This is a genomic window from Sphingobacterium sp. UBA2480, assembly GCF_002341965.1.
GTDB lineage: Bacteria > Bacteroidota > Bacteroidia > Sphingobacteriales > Sphingobacteriaceae > Sphingobacterium > Sphingobacterium multivorum.
Map to the genome: position 1 here is coordinate 838,607 of NZ_DDPA01000001.1, position 17,049 is coordinate 855,655.

Genomic DNA, 17,049 nt, shown 5'->3' on the forward strand with positions numbered 1-17,049 from the left:
TCAGCCTGCAACGACATTTACCGTCAACTACCAGCTTTTAGACCGTTTAAACACATTTTTTTTACATTATTTTTTTTATTTCAATCTTGATTTTTATCAAATTGATTTTTAATTTGGGCACGGTTTTCAAAAAGGCACCTGTTGCCCAAACCAACATTTTTTAAAAGCTAATATTCTATTTAAATATAAATTTTAGTTATTGGATCATGTTAACAGAATTACTAATTACAAACACAGAACGACGTTTTTCTTTCAGGCCATTTTTTATCGCACTTGTTGTGCTGGCCAACAGTTTCAATCTATCTGGGCAAACCGCAAAGCCCCTTAAATCCGGTTTCGAAGCGAGGCTCATCAATATTGAAGCACCCAGCAACGAACCTTTTCGTTATACAACGACCCTGACCAATGGATCCGCCCAATTGGTTAACTACAATCTGAATGCCCAGCTGCCTGATGGATGGCAGATCAGCTACCGCGTAGAAGGGTCGCAGGTGACTTCCCTGCAGATGCAACCCAATAAAGCCCAGGAAATCAGCATTGAAATCAGCTGTCCGATCACGGCCAAGCCCGATAAATATAAAATTCCGGTACGGGCGATCTCCCCGACCGACACCTTAAAGCTTGATCTCGAAGCAGTCGTTAAAGGCTCCTATGCCCTTGAATTGACCACCCCCAGCGGGCGGCTGAGCGACGAAGTCGTATCCGGCAGCAGCAAGGAAATTCTACTTAAAGTCAAGAACACGGGCACCCTGCCACTCAATGCTTTGGAACTGACGTCCCAATTACCCAGCAGATGGGAAGCAAGCTTCGAACCCTCGAACATCAAACAGCTCGAAGCAGGTAAATCTATCGACGTCAAAGTCAACCTCAAAGTTCCCGACAAAACCATCGCCGGTGACTATGCGGCAAAATTTGAGATCAAGTCATCCAATAGCAACGCCGACATTTCATTCCGTATGATTGTGAAGACCTCTTTGCTTTCTGGCTGGATCGGCATGCTGGTCATCGTTTTGGCCATTGGTTTGGTGTATTTTCTCATCCGCAAATACGGCCGCAGATAAGGGCGCAACAAAAAGATTATCATGATGAAGGATCCTATCATTCAATTGACAGGACTAACAAAACGCTATGGCAAAGTAACCGCCGTAGACCAGTTGGACCTGCACATTTATCCCGGAGAGATCTTTGGTCTGCTCGGCCCCAATGGCGCCGGAAAGACCACCAGCATTCTCATGATGCTGGGGCTGACCGAACCCACAGCCGGCACAGCCTTTGTCTGTGGACATAATGCCACGCGCAATCCGATCGCGGTGAAACGCAAAGTCGGCTACCTGCCTGACAATGTAGGCTTCTACCCGGATATGACCGCGCTGGAAAACCTAAGCTTCATTGCCCGGTCAAATGGACTAACAGAATCCCATGCCCAAGCTGCTGCAAAAGACATGTTACATGTCGTGGGACTCGAACGGGAAATGCATAAAAAAACTGGCGCGTTTTCCCGTGGGATGAAACAACGGCTAGGTTTGGCTGAAGTACTGATCAAGGCTCCCGAGGTTGCCATCCTTGATGAGCCAACACTGGGTATTGATCCCAAAGGTGTTGACGAATTCCTCGAACTCATCAAACAGCTCAGCAGAGAACACAACCTTACTGTACTGCTTTCTTCACATCACCTTCACCAGGTGCAGCGTGTATGCGACCGGGTGGGTATTTTTGTTGGCGGAAAGCTGCTGGTCGAAGGATCTATCGAAAGCCTATCCCAAAATTTACAGCAGCAGAAAGGCATCAACACAGTTATTACCCTTGAGCATGCCCAGGACGATATCATACACTTTGAAGAAGCATTAAAAACCCTGCCCGGACTCCGTGATCTTAGGGTCAATGGGGCCACGATCGAGCTAATGACCGACAGCGATACAACAGCAATGGCCGTGCGCCTGCTGGTAAACAATGGCGCCGATATTGTATCGGTGAACCGCAACGACTATCAGCTCGACGATATTTATAACACCTATTTTGAGAATAGCATAACAACAGATACTGTCTATGAAAAATCCAACGGTTTCTTCAAAAGATATCAATAAGCGGCCAGCCATACCGATGCAGGTGCTGGTCCGCAAAGAAATTGCGTCGCATATCCGGAGCTGGCGCTTTATTATCCTGATCCTACTCATCGTGCTGACCTTCGGCGCCTCCCTCTACGTATCATCCATGGGGCTCAAAGATGCTGTCAGCAATATGCGCGATCCCGATCAGTCATTTTTATATTTAAAGCTACTGACCATAACGGATAATTCTATTCCGCCATTTCATGTTTTTTTAAACTTTTTAGCACCCTTGTTGGGAATAGCCTTAGGTTTCGATGCCGTCAACGCGGAATATAACCAAGGGACACTCACCCGTTTGCTGGCGCAGCCAATTTACCGTGACAATCTCCTGTTCGCCAAATTTCTTGCACCACTGGCCGTGGTGGGTACATTATTTGTTGCACTGGTCATGCTGATGATCGGTGGCGGTCTCCTGGGCACTGGTGTACGGATAGAACCGCAGGAATTGGTACGTATTTTGGGTTTCACCCTGATCAGTGTACTGTATGTTGCCTTCTGGCTGAGCCTTTCCATCCTGCTGTCGATCCATTTTCGCCAGCCTGCGACCTCAGCACTTACCGCGATCGGCATCTGGTTGTTTTTTACGGTATTTTTCCCTATTCTGGTCAACCTGGCAATACGTCCCTTTTTGCCCAACCCCAGTTATATTTCTGAGCAGGAATATATTGGCTATAACGAGCTCATCTTAAATCTACTTCGCTTATCGCCGAGCCAGCTCTACACCGATGCAACCACCACCCTATTGATGCCTTCGGTACGCAGCCTGGGTCCCATTTCGATGGAACAGATGGTCGGTGCCATCCCTTCGCCACTCTCCTTTCGGGAAAGTTTTCTCATGGTATGGCCCCAGATCAGTGGACTCAGCGCAGCCATGATGATCTGTTTTGCCTGGTCTTATTACATTTTTATGCGGCGGGAAATCAGAAGTTAAGAACCTCAACCAAAGCAGCTTATCAAAACTGTATTCATAAACTGTAAGGCGCACCCTCCCGTGCGCCTTTTTTTTATTTCCTTTCAGCCCTTCCGTCCGGTCATTAATTTGTCCGCTCTGAAGAAGTCAAAGAGCAACAGGGGCGTTCACACGATAATAGAAAGGCGACATCAAGTCAAAGAGCAACAGGGGCGTTCACATGATAATAGAAAGGCGACATCAAGTCAAAGAACCACAGTATCGCGCACAGGTTAATAGAAAAGATGACACGAAAATAATAGAATAAAAATATACCATATAAAAACAAATTAGCTCCAGTTTTGGTATATTTGTATATAATAAAATAAACAGCTGCACTTAAGAAATCAGGCTATGAAAATTCTCTTGACCGGTGTTACCGGGTATATCGGAAAACGTCTTCTGCCAGTGCTGCTGGAGCAGGGCCATGAGGTGATCTGCTGTGTACGAGATAAGAATCGTTTTGATACCTCAGCCATCCCGGCAGCTGTTGAAGTTATCGAAGTTGACTTCTTAGATCAGGAGACCCTGAGAAATATTCCGGCTGAAATTGATATCGCTTATTTCCTGATTCATTCAATGGCTACGCAATCCGGTGATTTCCAGCAGATGGAAGCCCAATGTGCGACCAACTTCCGGAACTTTATTGAAAAAACCAACGCGCAGCAGATCATTTATCTGAGCGGAATAGTTAATTCAGATCACTTATCGAAGCATCTCGACTCAAGAAGGAACGTTGAAAACATCCTGGCAAGCGGCCGCATTCCGATCACCACGCTGCGCGCCGGTATCATCGTTGGCTCGGGGAGCGCATCTTTCGAGATCATCCGCGACCTTGTGGAAAAACTTCCCCTAATGATTACCCCCAGATGGCTGAAAACAAAATGTCAGCCCATCGCCATACGCAATGTGATCGAATTTATGATCGGGGTCATCGCCAGACCGCAGACTTTTAACCAAAGCTATGACATCGGCGGTCCCGACATCCTCAGCTATAAAGAAATGCTGCTGCAATATGCTGCGGAGCGGAAACTCAGCCGGCATATCATTGTGATCCCGCTCATGACGCCGCGGCTCTCCTCCTACTGGCTCTATTTTGTGACTTCGACGTCCTATAACCTGGCCAAAAACTTGGTCGACAGCATGAAAGTGGAAGTGGTCTGTCAACCAAATCATCTAGCCGAAGAACTCGGCATCCAGCTGATCAGCTACCGTGCATCCATCCGCTTAGCTTTTCAAAAAATTGAAAGCGACAACGTGGTGTCCAGCTGGAAAGACGCACAGACCAGTAAAATTTTATCGGGCGGGCTTACCCGGCTGCTGGAAGTGCCCAGCTATGGCTGCTTTAAGGATGTCCGTACAGCCCCGCTTCCTGACAGTGAAGCGTCATTGACCAAAATCTGGTCCATTGGCGGCAATTCGGGTTGGTATTATGGCAACTGGCTCTGGAAAATCCGGGGCTTCATGGATCAACTGGTCGGCGGAGTAGGCATGCGTCGGGGACGCAAAAATAAAAGTGACCTCGCAGCCGGCGATGCACTTGATTTTTGGCGCGTGCTGATCGCAGATCGAAAAACGAAACGGCTGCTGCTCTATGCAGAGATGAAACTCCCGGGAGAAGCATGGCTAGAATTTAAAATCGAAGATAATATCCTGGTCCAGACCGCGACCTTCAGACCGCTAGGCATCGCCGGAAGGCTCTATTGGTATGCCGTATGGCCTTTTCACGGCTTCATATTTAAGGGCATGATCAACAGGATCGCTAACACTTAAAAAAGTATTCATACACTATGATTTATAATGAACAGGCCATTGCGGCATTTGAAAGAAGATACAGAGCTAATTTTATCAACTCGCTGGGCGGCTTTAAAAGCCTGGTATTGATCGGTACAAAAAACAGGGACGGCAGTGAAAATCTGGCCACTTTCAGCAGTTTGTTCCACCTTGGGGCAGATCCGGCACTCTGCGGTATCATACTCCGGCCGGCAACAGATTTTAGCAGCACACTGGAGAATATATTGGATCAGGGATGTTATACCGTCAACCATGTCTCCCCCGCATTTGTACATCAGGCGCATCAATGCAGTGCCAAATACCCAAAAGGTGTTAGCGAATTTGAACAGGTTGGACTTACCCCTGAATATCTGGAAAATATTCCGGCGCCTTTTGTCCAAGAAAGTAAAATAAAATTCGCCTGCAGTTTTGTTCAGAAAACAGCCATTGAGCTGAATGGGACGACATTGGTCATTGGTCAGATCAAGGCTGTTTTGGTACCGGACAACTATTTAAAAGAGGATGGCTATATTGATATCGAAGAAGCCGGGACCGTTACCACCAGCGGTCTAGATAGTTATCATACCACAAGCCGCATCGAAAGGTTACCTTATGCAAAGCCTTAGGTAACTTTGGGCTAGAATTTCCATCAGAGCGAAAAAGATTATCCGACTTTTATGAAGACTTTATTCCGCCGCACGGAAGATAATGCGATCCAACGTGGATTAATGTGCATACAAATGTCCCGTCAAATTCATTCAATTAAACATGCCCCTAAATTCCAGTGGCGTTTGAGCAGTTTTCTTCTTGAAAAGTTTGCTGAAACTTTGGGCATGCTCAAACCCCAGTTCATAAGCGATTTCGTTTACCGTAAGTTGTGTTGTTGATAATTTCTCTTTGGCTTTTTCAATAAGTTTATTGTGGATAAACTGCTGGGTATTCTGACCAATGAGCGCACGTAGCATGTCGCTTAAATAACCTGCAGAGAGATTCAACTGTTCCGAAAGAAAATGTACAGTTGGAACACCTCGAACAACCGAATTATCATTGTTCAGATAATCATCTAACAGCGCCTCTGCCTTCTGTAAAATATCATTGTTTACATTTTTCCGAGTAATGAACTGTCGCTTGTAAAATCGGTTGACATAACTCAGCATTAACTCAATCTGGGAAATAATGACTTCTTGGCTAAATTCGTCTATCCGATTGTCCAGTTCATTTTTCATGATGTTCAAGATAGCTATCATCGTTTCTCTTTCCTGATCAGATAAATGTAACGCTTCATTCACAGAATAGGTAAAATAGCCGTACTTTCTAATTTTATGTGCTAAGGGAGAACCCAGGAAAAAGTCAGGATGAATCAGCAGCAGATAGGCATAGGTATCCTTATTATATTCTGTGCTACCCACCAATTGATTGGGTGCAAAGAAAAGCATACTTCCTTCATTAAAATCATAATAACCCCTACCGTACTTGAGTTTTCCGCTATTTTTTGTTATAAACGTTATTTTGTAGAAACTGAGGACATCATAGATTGGAGCCATATCGGTATTGAATGGGTTGTCCTGATTAAAATGAACCAGACTAATCAAGGGATGCTGTGGTTTTGGCAGGCCAAAAGCTTCATGACTCTCTGATATGGATATAAAGCGCCTTAACTTACCGTCTTTCTTTTTCATAGTATAAATTTATAAAAAAACCTGTAACGCATGATTACAGGTCTTTGAATCGGTGATTCTACCAGGGAACTTGACCGCCTTGTTCTGTTCGGTAAGTAGCCGGTCCCGTAAAGCTCCCATTGGGAATATCTTCTGCGAGCGCAACGCGTATCGGCTCAAGTGCCCCTTCTTCTACCGTATCCGTCCCTTCAAAGTTATTCAGGGCTGTAGCTGTAAAGCCCGGACTTACCAGATTTACCTTAACATTTGTATTTTCCAACTCATTTGCAAGAGAAAGGAAAACTCCATTCAACGCTGTTTTGGAAGCCCCATATACCGCATCAAATCCACTACGAAAGGTATTGTCCCGATCGGCATTCAGCGTTAGTGAACCTAGGGAACTTGAAACCGTTACGATTCTTGATTGTTTCGCATTCCGCAGTAAGGGTAACAATGCCTGTGTTATGGCAAGGGTGCCAAAGACATTGGTTTCCCAGACCTGACGCATTTCATCTATTGATGCAACGCTTGCTTTCTGGGCACTAAGAATTTCCCACATGGTGCGACCGGGAGTTCCAGCGTTTGAAATCGCGGCATTATTGACCAGCAAAGTAAGATACCCAAAATCATTTTCTATTCTGCTTACTGCATTCTTGATTGAGTTGGTGTCGGTAATATCCAGCTGAATAGCCTGTGTTTTAAATCCTATCCGGTTGGCGGCATCTTCCCCTTTTTGTAAATTTCGCGATCCAACAAACACATCATATCCATTTTCAGCAAGAGCTTTGGCTATCTGAAAACCAACACCTGTATTGGCGCCCGTAACAAGGGCTACTTTTATTTCATTTGTCTGCATATCTCATTATTTTAAATTTAATAGGACAAAGTTCACCATCTACAGATGGTCAATTGTAGTCGAATTGAGGAAATTTCTAACCAAATTAAGGGTAGATGCAAATTCAGCTATGACGCAGGTGATGGTTTGCTTTTTTTTGACGTATAATAGATGATCATAGCACTTAGCATCATCAACATAGAGGCCAACAAGAACGGAGCACCTGAAAACTTAAACGGTGCTTTATCATGTGTAAAGTAGTAAAAAAGATTAGTCATCATAGGCGGCCCAATGACTGAAGTTGCACTTACCAGACTTGTTAATGCACCCTGAAGCTCTCCCTGTTGATTTGAGGGGATACTTTTGCTGATCATCGACTGAAGTGAAGGCCCACAGATGCCACCCAATGAATAAGGAATAAGAAACAGCATCATCATCCAGCCTTCCGCTGCAAAAGAAAACAGGAATAAACCCAGTGCATAAAAAATCAAGCCATAATAGATACTTTTTTGCTCCCCTAATTTTGGCGTGGTCCATCTGATCAAAACACCCTGGACTAATCCAAGTAAAAGCCCCAGTACACCTAATGACATACCTACGATTCTTTCCGACCAATCAAATTTATACATGGTAAAGAAATGCCAATTACTTTGTACGGCATGGAGTCCGATATAGACCAAAATTAATGCAATTACTAAACTTGAAATTTTTGGATGTTTTGCCAGCAATTTTAGTGATCCGATCGGATTTGCGCGTCGCCACTCAAAGGGTCGTCTTTTGTTTTCGTCCAAACTTTCGGGAAGAATGAAATAACCATAGATGAAGTTCAATAAACAGAGAACCGATGCAACATAAAAAGGAATTCGCGCACCATAGTGCCCGAGCAAGCCTCCCAGTACCGGCCCTATAATAAATCCCAGACCAAATGCGGCACCTATTAAACCAAAATTCTTCGTTCTGGTTTCATCCGTAGACACGTCGGCAATATATGAACTTGCTGTGGATATGCTGGCTCCAGTGATGCCCGCTAGGATGCGTCCGACAAATAGCCAACCAATAGAAGGGGCCAATGCAAGTAAGAGGTAGTCCAATCCAAATCCCAGGAGCGAAATTAACAGGATCGGACGTCTTCCGTACCTGTCACTGAGATTGCCGATCATCGGTGCACATATGAACTGGGTGAAAGCATAGGCAAAACCCAACCAACCACCATATGTCGCCGCTTCAGTGATGTCACCATGGATAAGTTCGCCGACAAGTTTAGGTACAACGGGAAGTATAATTCCCCAACCTGTAATATCAATTAGCAACGTGATAAATATAAAACCAACGGCTGCTTTTTTTGCTGTTTTTTTCATGGCATAAAAATAGACAGCGTCAAAAAAGTAGGCATTGACACCTTAATGGGATTTACGTGCAATTTTTAAGGTGATTTGTCGATTACCTATGGAAGTTTAGCTATGTTCTTTTGATTCCGATAGGATGTTGGAGAAACCCCACTGATTCTTTTAAAATACCGACAGAAGATGCTGGTCTCGCCAAAGTTTAACGCATTGGTGATTTCCTTGATCGATAGGTTGGTCGATTTAAGGAGCGTCTTAGCTTCCAAGATCAATATATGGTCAACCCATTGCGCTACCGATCTACCCGTTTTTTCCTTCAGGAAGGTGGAAAGATACTGTGGTGTTAAATGCAATTTCTCCGCGTAAAAATTAACGTTTCTGTGTTCTTTGGTGTGTTTTAAAATTAATTGATAGAAATCATCGATAATCTCGTGTGTACGGCTTTTTGGTAAACTCTTGGAATTGGGCAGCTCTGAATACAATTCGGAGATCATATTGATCATTACCATGACCAGATGTCTAAGCATTTCGGCTTTATTCGGGCTTGGCTTTTTATTGTAAAATCCTTTTATCAAAGTTATCAGTTCATTTTGCAATCTACCTTCGTCCTCTTGAAGCCTAACTACAGGTTGCCAGCGTAGCTGATCATTCATTACAAATTCACGCAACATTGGAAATGCGGACATAAAATCTAGCGAGATTCCAATGGTGACGATCTCTGCGTCGTCACTCAGGTATTTTGTATCCATTAATAACTGCGGTGGTAAAACAGCTATATCACCGGCCTTTATTTCGTAATCCAGGAAATGGATCTGCATATTCATAGCTCCTTTTAGCATGAAACCAAGTAACAATCCGTCAAATAACCGGCTATGCTCGGTATACCCCGCACTTGATCCGGCCAATTGATGGAATACAACGATACCGTCTGTCTTTTTTGAAGGATCAATAGGATATAATTGATAAACGTTATCGAGTGTTATAAATAAAGCCATGTACAAATATTAAAAAATATATTTTGTGATCCGTATTTTGAGCGACACAAATCAGAAGCAGATGACAACACGAAATTAGGTAGCAGGGACTCCCCTAAAAGGACGACAATTTGTACTAAAGCCGATATCGAAGGGATAAATTGCGCCAAATCTCTGTCGCAAAATGCTGATCTGAATGCCTGTTTTCAAAAAACCAGTGATCACCTCTTTTTACCAGATTTTGCTCAATTCCATCGAGCAGAATGGGCAATTCCGTATCGAGCTTTGATAAAGACTTTTTCAACAACACCAGCTGATAATCCTGTCCTTTATATGTTAAACGGAACACCTGTGAACGATGTGGTTCCCCGCTTATCCCATCAATTGTGCCTTGCATAAATATAGATCCTCTAAAATTTTTAAAATACAGCAATTACGCCAATACGAATATCCCAAGAAGTATGTTAATCGAGCACTAACCAAGCGCCTATTTCATACTTTTTTTATAACGAATTACAACAAATAATCATGCCAAAAGATAGCTATTCTTTTATAAAAATGTATTCTTTATCTTTGGGCTAATGGACATCAATAATAAATTTGGCAGTGCCGCTTTTGGCGAGGACCACATCTTACAGGCGCTGAGCAGTTCTCCCGAGCCGACATCAATCTATACTGGGACAGAGATGACCATTCAGTTTGCCAATGCGGGCATGCTTTCCCTATGGGGTAAAGATGCATCCGTTATTGGTAAAGCGCTGATCAGTGCTATTCCCGAACTGGAAGACCAACCATTCTTAGCCATTCTGCAAGAGGTTTGGCGAACAGGCAAATCCTATTCCGTTACCGAGGCACCAGCACGGCTCATCAAGAATGGTGTTCCGGTGACTGATTATTTCGATTATGAATACAGAGCACTATTAGACCAAAACAATAAAACCTGGTGTATTTTAAACACTGCCCGCAACGTTACTTTAAGAAGGCAGCATCAGCAACAAATACAGGAAAAAGAAAAAAATGAACAAGGTCTTATGGAGGAAATGGCGGCAACGCTAGAAGAATTGACTGCTACAAACGATGAACTCAACAGTTCCTTACAACTTCTGGCAGAAAGCCGTGAGCAAGTGCGGACAATTATTGAGCAGGCACCCGTCGGCATAGCGATGCTTAAGGGGCCGGAGTTAATCATTGACATAGCCAATCCGACCATATTAAAAATCTGGGGACATCAATTAGCGGATGTGCAGGGTCTGCCCCACGAAATTGCAAGGCCCGAGCTACAAGGCCAGCCCATGAGCCAATGGCTCCGGGAAGTGTATGAAAAAGGCGAACGGAAAACAAACAATGAACTTTCCATACTGCTGCATCACAAGGACGGCCTGCGGGAGGCTATTGTAAACTCCATCTATCAACCTATTTTTTCAGCTGATAACGACGTAACGGGCATTCTGATCATCCTGGAAGAAATTACGGACCAAGTCCTTGAACGGCGGAAAAGTGAAAAGGATCAACAAATGTTGTCCATGGCTATTGATGCCGGCGAGCTTGCGACGTTCTACTACGAGCCCCAAAATAATCTGTTCTCCGGAAATGCCCTGTTAAAATTATGGTTTGGTTTGGCCGATGAGGAGCAGCTGGATCTATCGACCGCTATTGCTTCCATAGTAGAGCAAGATCAGGAACGTGTAACGGCTGCCATAACTGATGCACTTAGCGAAGAGTCAGATGGCAATTACTTTATTGAATACCGTATCCTCCACCCGCAAGATCCGAACGGCAGACTCGTGCAGGCACGCGGTAAAGTATTTTATGATGCCAAGGGAAACGCCGCCAGCCTCAACGGCACGTTAAGGGATATTACCGAACAGAAAGCTGAGGAGCAGCGGAAAAATGATTTTATAAGCATCGTTAGCCATGAACTGAAGACACCGCTGACCTCTATAAATGCCTATCTTCAATTGATGCAGCGTCAGGCAATCCTTACAGCGAATACCAATCACCACGACATTACGATGAAATCTCTTCGGCAGGTCCGCAATATGAACAACTTAATCAATGGATTTTTAAACATCGCGCGGTTCGACTCCGGCAGAATGGTGATAGAAAGAGAAGTGTTTGATCTAAAGGAATTATTTGCTGAACTTGAAGATGAATTTAAATTGAGGATCAACACCCATCAGATTGCCGCTGACCTGACGCAAAGTTTATCCATTAATGCTGACCCGAACAAGATTTCGCAGGTAGTCCAAAACCTGGTGGAAAATGCAGCCAAATATTCGCCGATAGGAACCCAGATTACATTTGGTTATTCGCCCAAGGCAAATAACGTTATCGAAATTTTTGTAAGCGACCAAGGTATGGGCATTGCCGAAGAAGACCGGGATCAGATATTCGATCGATTTTACAGGGCAGGAAAAGATAGGGTCGGAACAATCTCAGGATTTGGCATAGGACTGTATCTCTGCCGTGAAATTGTAAAACTGCATAACGGACAGATCGCTGTAGAGAGCAACTCGGCCGGAGGAACCACCTTTAAGGTGCGGCTTCCAGCCCAGTAATCCCCACCTTGATTTCGCCAATGGCATTCGACAAGATCTGATCACTCCTGTTCTGATCACTCCTGTTTAGCCTTTCCAAAACTTGGGTAGAATCATGCATACTACCAAGACGTCATTTTGGATACAATCAAGCTCAATTTGGCAACAGATACCCTATGCTTTCTTTAGACATTTGTGTTATGGAATCAAACAATAACACGATGCAAAAGACAATTTTCATTACAGGAGCTTCTTCCGGATTGGGAAAAGCAACTGCCAAACTATTCCAACAAGCGGGTTGGAATGTAATCGCAACCATGCGAAATCCCGAAAATGAAACTGAACTTACCGAGATCGAAAACATAACGCTATTAAAATTAGATGTAAGCGATCCCGCCCAAATCAAAGAAACTGTCGAAAAAGCAATCTCTTTAAGCAACATTGATGTCGTTTTTAATAATGCAGGTTATGGATTAATGGGCGCCTTTGAAACCTTGAGCGACGAAAAAATACTTCGCCAAATCGACACGAATCTATTGGGTGTACTGCGCGTTACACAAGCCTTTATCCCCCATTTTAGGGCACAGAAGGGTGGTTCATTTATTTCGACCACATCCATTGGTGGTTTTATGGGTTTCCCGCTACATTCCATGTATCATGCGACAAAATTCGCTTTGGAGGGCTGGAGCGAAAGCATGTCCTTTGAATTGAAAAAGTTTGGAATCGCCATTAAAACAGTTGCTCCGGGCGGAATAGCGACAGATTTTGCAGGTCGCTCTTTGGATATGAACCGAACGTCCGATTATCAGGACATGGAAGACAAACTGTTCGAACAAATGGGTCTGATGATGCAGAATGCATCCTCGGCAGAGCAGATTGCCCAAGTGGTGTATGAAGCTGCAACGGACCATAAAGATCAAGTACGCTATCTGGCAGGCGACGACGCACATGCACTCTATGAAAGACGACTACAAGTCGGAAAAGAAGCGTTCAGGCAAGAAATCGCAAAACAATTTGGAGCCTGATTTTTTTAATAAGCAACTGCCGCTACGGCAGTTGTTTTTTGTAGATTTGTAAAACAAACACGATGCATAGTATCAATTCCATATCCGAATTTCATCGGCACTTGTCCTTGCCGGCCCCATTACACCCCCTCGTCAGTGTAATTGATGTCGCTGGAATAAAACCCGCTGAAAGTGACATCTGGGAGCAGTTCTGCGTGAATTTCTATAGTATTTCGCTTAAGAAAGACGTTACTGCAACATTAAAGTACGGCCAACACTATTATGATTTCGACAAAGGAACGATGAATTTCATCGCGCCCAAGCAGATCCAATCGTTAACGATTGCTGAAATCAGAAAGATGAATGCCGAATGCGGAAAAGGTTACATGCTGCTAGTTCACCCCGATTTTTTGTATACACACCCCCTGGCCAGCAAAATAAAAAACTACAATTTCTTTTCGTATGCGCTTAATGAAGCATTACATCTCTCCGAACGCGAAGAAAAAGACATTATAGAAATCTTTCTTAAAATCGAAAGCGAATATCAGCATATCGACAAACATACCCAAGGTATTATTCTGTCGCAAATTGACATGCTCTTACAATACAGCAACCGGTTCTATGAGCGTCAATTCATTACCCGGAAAGCCGTTAACCACGAATTGCTAACTCAATTGGAAAAATTGCTGGATGATTATTTCGGCAACGAGGAAACCTTAAAACAAGGGCTTCCGACGGTAGAGTATTTAGCAGAAAGCCTCCATGTATCGGCTCGTTATCTAAGCGATTTACTCCGTTCCGTTACCGGTAAAAACACACAGCAGCACATCCACGACAAGTTAATTGATGAAGCCAAGGAAATACTCACGGCGACAAGCCTTTCCGTGGCAGAGATCGCCTACAAACTCGGTTTTGAACATCCACAATCGTTCAACAAACTGTTTAAGAAAAAAACCAATGTTTCACCGCTAACATTCAGACAATCGTTTAATTGACAGAACAGTAATAAATAAATTTTAGTGTTAATCCCGCTGACCTGTTCTCCGGTAAATTGACCTTTAACAATCTTTAACTTTACGACCGCGATATTTCAAATTTTATATGGTACATTTACATTGTTCTATCGCTCAAGATCGAACGTAATAAAAATTAAGAATATTTCTCGAGTAAAAACCCAATGTCCCAGTCAGTAAAATTCAGCAATGTCAATACATTGTTCTCTAAAACGTTAAAACAAAAAATTAATAACTATTTTCAAAATTCACTTCAGCCAAGAACCGGGAATGGTAAGATCTATCTTAAAGCCTCTATCCTCCTGATCAGCTTTGCGGTATTGTATCTCCTTCTGGTATTCGCACCTTTGCATTGGAGTATTTCAATAGCATTATGTATCATTTTCGGAGCTAATCTCGCTGCGATTGGTTTCAACATTATGCACGATGCTGGTCACAATTCTTTTTCAGACAATAAAAACCTTAACACTGTGCTGTCCTACTCGCTCAATCTACTGGGCGGCAATATCTACTTTTGGAAGCTCAAACATAATATTGCACACCATACCTATACAAATATCGATGGCGAAGATCACGATATCGAAGTCAAGTTTATGCGTATACACCACGACCAAAAACTTCGGAAACACCATCGCTATCAGCGTTTTTATTTTCCGCTGCTCTATGGAATCTCCTATTTAGCGTGGATCTTTTATCAAGATTATGAGAAATATTTCCGTGGACGCATGGGACATAAAACCGAGCAATTTCATTTTCCGGTCAAAGAGCGTATTATTTTTTGGGTCAGTAAGCTCATTCACTTCAGCTTATTTGTCATCCTTCCGATCATTTTCGTCGGGTGGCTGCCCACACTTATCGGTTTGCTGATTTCTGGTATTGTGTGTGGTATGAGTCTGGCCACCGTATTCCAGCTGGCCCATGTGGTGGAAGAAACCGAATTCAAAACCATTGACCAGTCAAAGGTCGAGGAAGAATGGATGATTCATCAGATTCAGTCCACCGCAAATTTTGCTACGGGCAGCAAAGCACTTACCTGGTTGCTTGGCGGCCTCAATTTTCAGGTTGAACATCACCTTTTTCCAAAGATCAGCCATGTTCATTATCCTGCGCTCAATCGGATTGTGAAGCAGACCTGCAAGGAATATAAAATACAATACAACGAGTTTCGGAGCTTCTGGACAGCATTTAGATCGCATTTAAAAGTGCTGGAGGCCATGTCAAAATAACCTCGTTATTAGCGAGTCCATTTCCTTTGTCCCTTGCCGATACATGTTGGTCATTTAATTGCCTTTAAATGACTTTTCTTTTTTCCGATAGGCTTACTTTTGTCGCACATGTATCCCGTTCGGGATTGAAGAAGAGCAAAATGAAGAAAGAATCACGCATCATATCGCTCATTGTTGGTGGCACACTGTTTATGGAGATGCTCGACACCACAGCGATATCCACGGCCTTACCCAAAATGGCACATGATTTTGAGAGTAATGTGGTACACCTCAGTGCGGGCATTACTTCATACACCGTCATGCTGGCCGTATTTATACCGATCAGTGGCTGGATCGCCGACCGCTACGGCGCAAAAAAAGTGTTCAATACAGCAATTATAGGATTTATACTTTCGTCGATCGCTTGTGGACTGAGTACCAACTTGACATCTTTCGTTATAGCGCGCATCTGCCAGGGTACAGCCGGAGCACTTATGGTTCCGGTTGGTCGTCTCATCGTACTGAAGCATACCGCAAAGAAAGATCTGGTCGATGCGATCGGTTATATTGCCTGGGCCGGATTATTAGGCCCTATTGTTGGCCCCGTACTGGGTGGATTTTTTACGACCTATTTTAGCTGGCACTGGATTTTCTTTATCAACATACCCTTCGGCGTATTTGCGCTGTGGGCCGTGCATACATTTATTCCGGCAATGGAATCTGAAAATAGCCGTCCACTTGATATTATCGGTTTTTTAATCAGCGGGATTGGCCTCGCCGGCATCATGCTGGGTACCGAAATGATCGGCGCTGCCAACGGAGATTATACCAAACCGCTTGTCACTATCCTGGCAAGCTTTGCGCTGATGGCTATTGCGGTATGGCACTCCAAACGTATACAGTACCCCTTGATCGATTATCGTATCCTCAAAATAAAGACTTTCCGGGTTACAGTCTATTCCGGCTCGATTACCCGTATGGTGATCAATGTTGCTCCTTTTATCTTGCCCCTTATGCTACAGCTGGGTTTCGGACTGAGCCCATTTCATGCAGGCCTCCTCTATATGGCCAACATGCTGGGCAGTATGAGCATGAAGCCCGTAGCCATTTGGATAACACGACGGTTTGACTTCCGTAGGGTTTTGATTGGGAACGGTATTATTTTAACAATTTTTACGGCCGGACTTTCCCTGCTTTCCCTGCAAACGCCAATCTGGCTTGTGGCCATCGTATTCTTTTTCTCGGGGCTTACCCGGTCGCTCCAATTTACAAGCCTGAATACGTTGGCCTACGCAGACGTACCCAATGGACAGCTCAGCAATGCGAATACGTTGTACAATACGGCACAGCAAATGGCACTGGGTATGGGTATCGCCCTGGGAGCGGTAACACTTCACCTTGCAAGCAGCTATTATCAGGATACCGTTTATCAGATGCGGGATTTCAGTTTGGCCTTGCAGTTAATTGCTGGCTTATCCCTGCTATCCTTAATCGAATATTTCAAAATTAAACCAAGTGACGGGGCCAATTTAAGGGGTTTGCCTTCACAAAAAGAAGTGCAGAAGGCCGCTTAGTCCTTTAAATATTAGGTGGACTTTTCGGTATTGGGTAGGCTTTTCGGACTGTAGCCAAATTGTTTTTTAAATGCAT

15 protein-coding genes are annotated in these 17,049 nt (G+C 43.9%); 10 read left to right on the plus strand and 5 right to left on the minus strand.

All coding sequences use genetic code 11. The features are described from left to right. The first annotated feature begins 206 nt into the window (after nucleotides 1-206). The 5 genes from B3600_RS03780 (at nucleotide 207) to B3600_RS03800 (ending at nucleotide 5,456) form a co-directional block, all read left to right on the plus strand. A complete protein-coding gene (locus B3600_RS03780; protein WP_286752107.1) occupies nucleotides 207-1,061 on the plus strand; it encodes an NEW3 domain-containing protein in 855 nt (284 codons plus the stop codon). A gap of 21 nt (nucleotides 1,062-1,082) precedes the next feature. After that, nucleotides 1,083-2,084: an ABC transporter ATP-binding protein gene (locus tag B3600_RS03785; RefSeq protein WP_286752108.1), complete on the plus strand. Its 1,002-nt coding sequence runs from the start codon at nucleotides 1,083-1,085 to the stop codon at nucleotides 2,082-2,084. Next, nucleotides 2,047-3,039 (plus strand): ABC transporter permease, encoded by a 993-nt coding sequence (locus B3600_RS03790; protein WP_286752109.1) that lies wholly within the window; start codon nucleotides 2,047-2,049, stop codon nucleotides 3,037-3,039. The genes B3600_RS03785 and B3600_RS03790 overlap by 38 nt, the downstream gene beginning before the upstream one ends. A 372-nt stretch (nucleotides 3,040-3,411) precedes the next feature. Further along, nucleotides 3,412-4,830 carry an SDR family oxidoreductase gene (locus tag B3600_RS03795; RefSeq protein ID WP_286752110.1) on the plus strand — a complete coding sequence of 473 codons (1,419 nt, stop codon included), beginning with the start codon at nucleotides 3,412-3,414 and terminating at the stop codon, nucleotides 4,828-4,830. Between the two features lie 17 nt (nucleotides 4,831-4,847). Continuing rightward, nucleotides 4,848-5,456, plus strand: coding sequence for a flavin reductase family protein (locus B3600_RS03800; protein WP_286752111.1), 609 nt, complete (start codon nucleotides 4,848-4,850; stop codon nucleotides 5,454-5,456). Nucleotides 5,457-5,588: 132 nt separating this feature from the next. On the opposite strand, the gene B3600_RS03805 is transcribed toward B3600_RS03800, so the two are convergent. From B3600_RS03805 to B3600_RS03825, 5 genes are all read right to left on the minus strand, one after another. After that, complete coding sequence (locus B3600_RS03805; protein WP_070561169.1) at nucleotides 5,589-6,509, minus strand: helix-turn-helix domain-containing protein; 921 nt, start codon at nucleotides 6,507-6,509, stop codon at nucleotides 5,589-5,591. A 58-nt stretch (nucleotides 6,510-6,567) separates the two neighbouring features. Beyond that, nucleotides 6,568-7,344, minus strand: coding sequence for an SDR family NAD(P)-dependent oxidoreductase (locus B3600_RS03810; RefSeq protein WP_286752112.1), 777 nt, complete (start codon nucleotides 7,342-7,344; stop codon nucleotides 6,568-6,570). A gap of 107 nt (nucleotides 7,345-7,451) precedes the next feature. Next, nucleotides 7,452-8,681, minus strand: a complete 1,230-nt coding sequence (locus tag B3600_RS03815) for a TCR/Tet family MFS transporter (protein ID WP_286752113.1) — start codon at nucleotides 8,679-8,681, stop codon at nucleotides 7,452-7,454. Between the two features lie 86 nt (nucleotides 8,682-8,767). Beyond that, entirely contained in the window at nucleotides 8,768-9,661 is an 894-nt protein-coding gene (locus B3600_RS03820; protein ID WP_286752114.1) for a helix-turn-helix domain-containing protein, read from the minus strand. Between the two features lie 115 nt (nucleotides 9,662-9,776). Next, nucleotides 9,777-10,037, minus strand: a complete 261-nt coding sequence (locus tag B3600_RS03825; RefSeq protein ID WP_115049072.1) for a hypothetical protein — start codon at nucleotides 10,035-10,037, stop codon at nucleotides 9,777-9,779. A gap of 184 nt (nucleotides 10,038-10,221) precedes the next feature. On the opposite strand from B3600_RS03825, the gene B3600_RS03830 reads away from it, so the two are divergent. The 5 genes from B3600_RS03830 (at nucleotide 10,222) to B3600_RS03850 (ending at nucleotide 16,973) form a co-directional block, all read left to right on the plus strand. Next, nucleotides 10,222-12,198 carry an ATP-binding protein gene (locus B3600_RS03830; protein ID WP_286752115.1) on the plus strand — a complete coding sequence of 659 codons (1,977 nt, stop codon included), beginning with the start codon at nucleotides 10,222-10,224 and terminating at the stop codon, nucleotides 12,196-12,198. A gap of 200 nt (nucleotides 12,199-12,398) precedes the next feature. After that, complete coding sequence (locus tag B3600_RS03835) at nucleotides 12,399-13,202, plus strand: SDR family oxidoreductase (protein WP_286752116.1); 804 nt, start codon at nucleotides 12,399-12,401, stop codon at nucleotides 13,200-13,202. Between the two features lie 62 nt (nucleotides 13,203-13,264). Continuing rightward, complete coding sequence (locus tag B3600_RS03840) at nucleotides 13,265-14,176, plus strand: helix-turn-helix domain-containing protein (protein WP_286752117.1); 912 nt, start codon at nucleotides 13,265-13,267, stop codon at nucleotides 14,174-14,176. Between the two features lie 182 nt (nucleotides 14,177-14,358). Further along, nucleotides 14,359-15,420 (plus strand): fatty acid desaturase family protein, encoded by a 1,062-nt coding sequence (locus B3600_RS03845; RefSeq protein WP_286752118.1) that lies wholly within the window; start codon nucleotides 14,359-14,361, stop codon nucleotides 15,418-15,420. A gap of 68 nt (nucleotides 15,421-15,488) precedes the next feature. Next, nucleotides 15,489-16,973 carry a DHA2 family efflux MFS transporter permease subunit gene (locus tag B3600_RS03850; protein WP_204991100.1) on the plus strand — a complete coding sequence of 495 codons (1,485 nt, stop codon included), beginning with the start codon at nucleotides 15,489-15,491 and terminating at the stop codon, nucleotides 16,971-16,973. Nucleotides 16,974-17,049 lie beyond the last annotated feature (76 nt).

Coding starts and splice junctions, on each gene's coding strand:
- B3600_RS03785 (WP_286752108.1), top strand. CDS start 1,083: ATGATGAAGGATCCTATCATTCAATTGACAGGACTAACAAAACGCTAT.
- B3600_RS03850 (WP_204991100.1), top strand. CDS start 15,489: ATGACTTTTCTTTTTTCCGATAGGCTTACTTTTGTCGCACATGTATCC.
- B3600_RS03825 (WP_115049072.1), bottom strand. CDS start 10,037: ATGCAAGGCACAATTGATGGGATAAGCGGGGAACCACATCGTTCACAG.
- B3600_RS03830 (WP_286752115.1), top strand. CDS start 10,222: ATGGACATCAATAATAAATTTGGCAGTGCCGCTTTTGGCGAGGACCAC.
- B3600_RS03790 (WP_286752109.1), top strand. CDS start 2,047: ATGAAAAATCCAACGGTTTCTTCAAAAGATATCAATAAGCGGCCAGCC.
- B3600_RS03805 (WP_070561169.1), bottom strand. CDS start 6,509: ATGAAAAAGAAAGACGGTAAGTTAAGGCGCTTTATATCCATATCAGAG.
- B3600_RS03795 (WP_286752110.1), top strand. CDS start 3,412: ATGAAAATTCTCTTGACCGGTGTTACCGGGTATATCGGAAAACGTCTT.
- B3600_RS03845 (WP_286752118.1), top strand. CDS start 14,359: ATGTCCCAGTCAGTAAAATTCAGCAATGTCAATACATTGTTCTCTAAA.
- B3600_RS03820 (WP_286752114.1), bottom strand. CDS start 9,661: ATGGCTTTATTTATAACACTCGATAACGTTTATCAATTATATCCTATT.
- B3600_RS03780 (WP_286752107.1), top strand. CDS start 207: ATGTTAACAGAATTACTAATTACAAACACAGAACGACGTTTTTCTTTC.
- B3600_RS03815 (WP_286752113.1), bottom strand. CDS start 8,681: ATGAAAAAAACAGCAAAAAAAGCAGCCGTTGGTTTTATATTTATCACG.
- B3600_RS03810 (WP_286752112.1), bottom strand. CDS start 7,344: ATGCAGACAAATGAAATAAAAGTAGCCCTTGTTACGGGCGCCAATACA.
- B3600_RS03835 (WP_286752116.1), top strand. CDS start 12,399: ATGCAAAAGACAATTTTCATTACAGGAGCTTCTTCCGGATTGGGAAAA.
- B3600_RS03800 (WP_286752111.1), top strand. CDS start 4,848: ATGATTTATAATGAACAGGCCATTGCGGCATTTGAAAGAAGATACAGA.
- B3600_RS03840 (WP_286752117.1), top strand. CDS start 13,265: ATGCATAGTATCAATTCCATATCCGAATTTCATCGGCACTTGTCCTTG.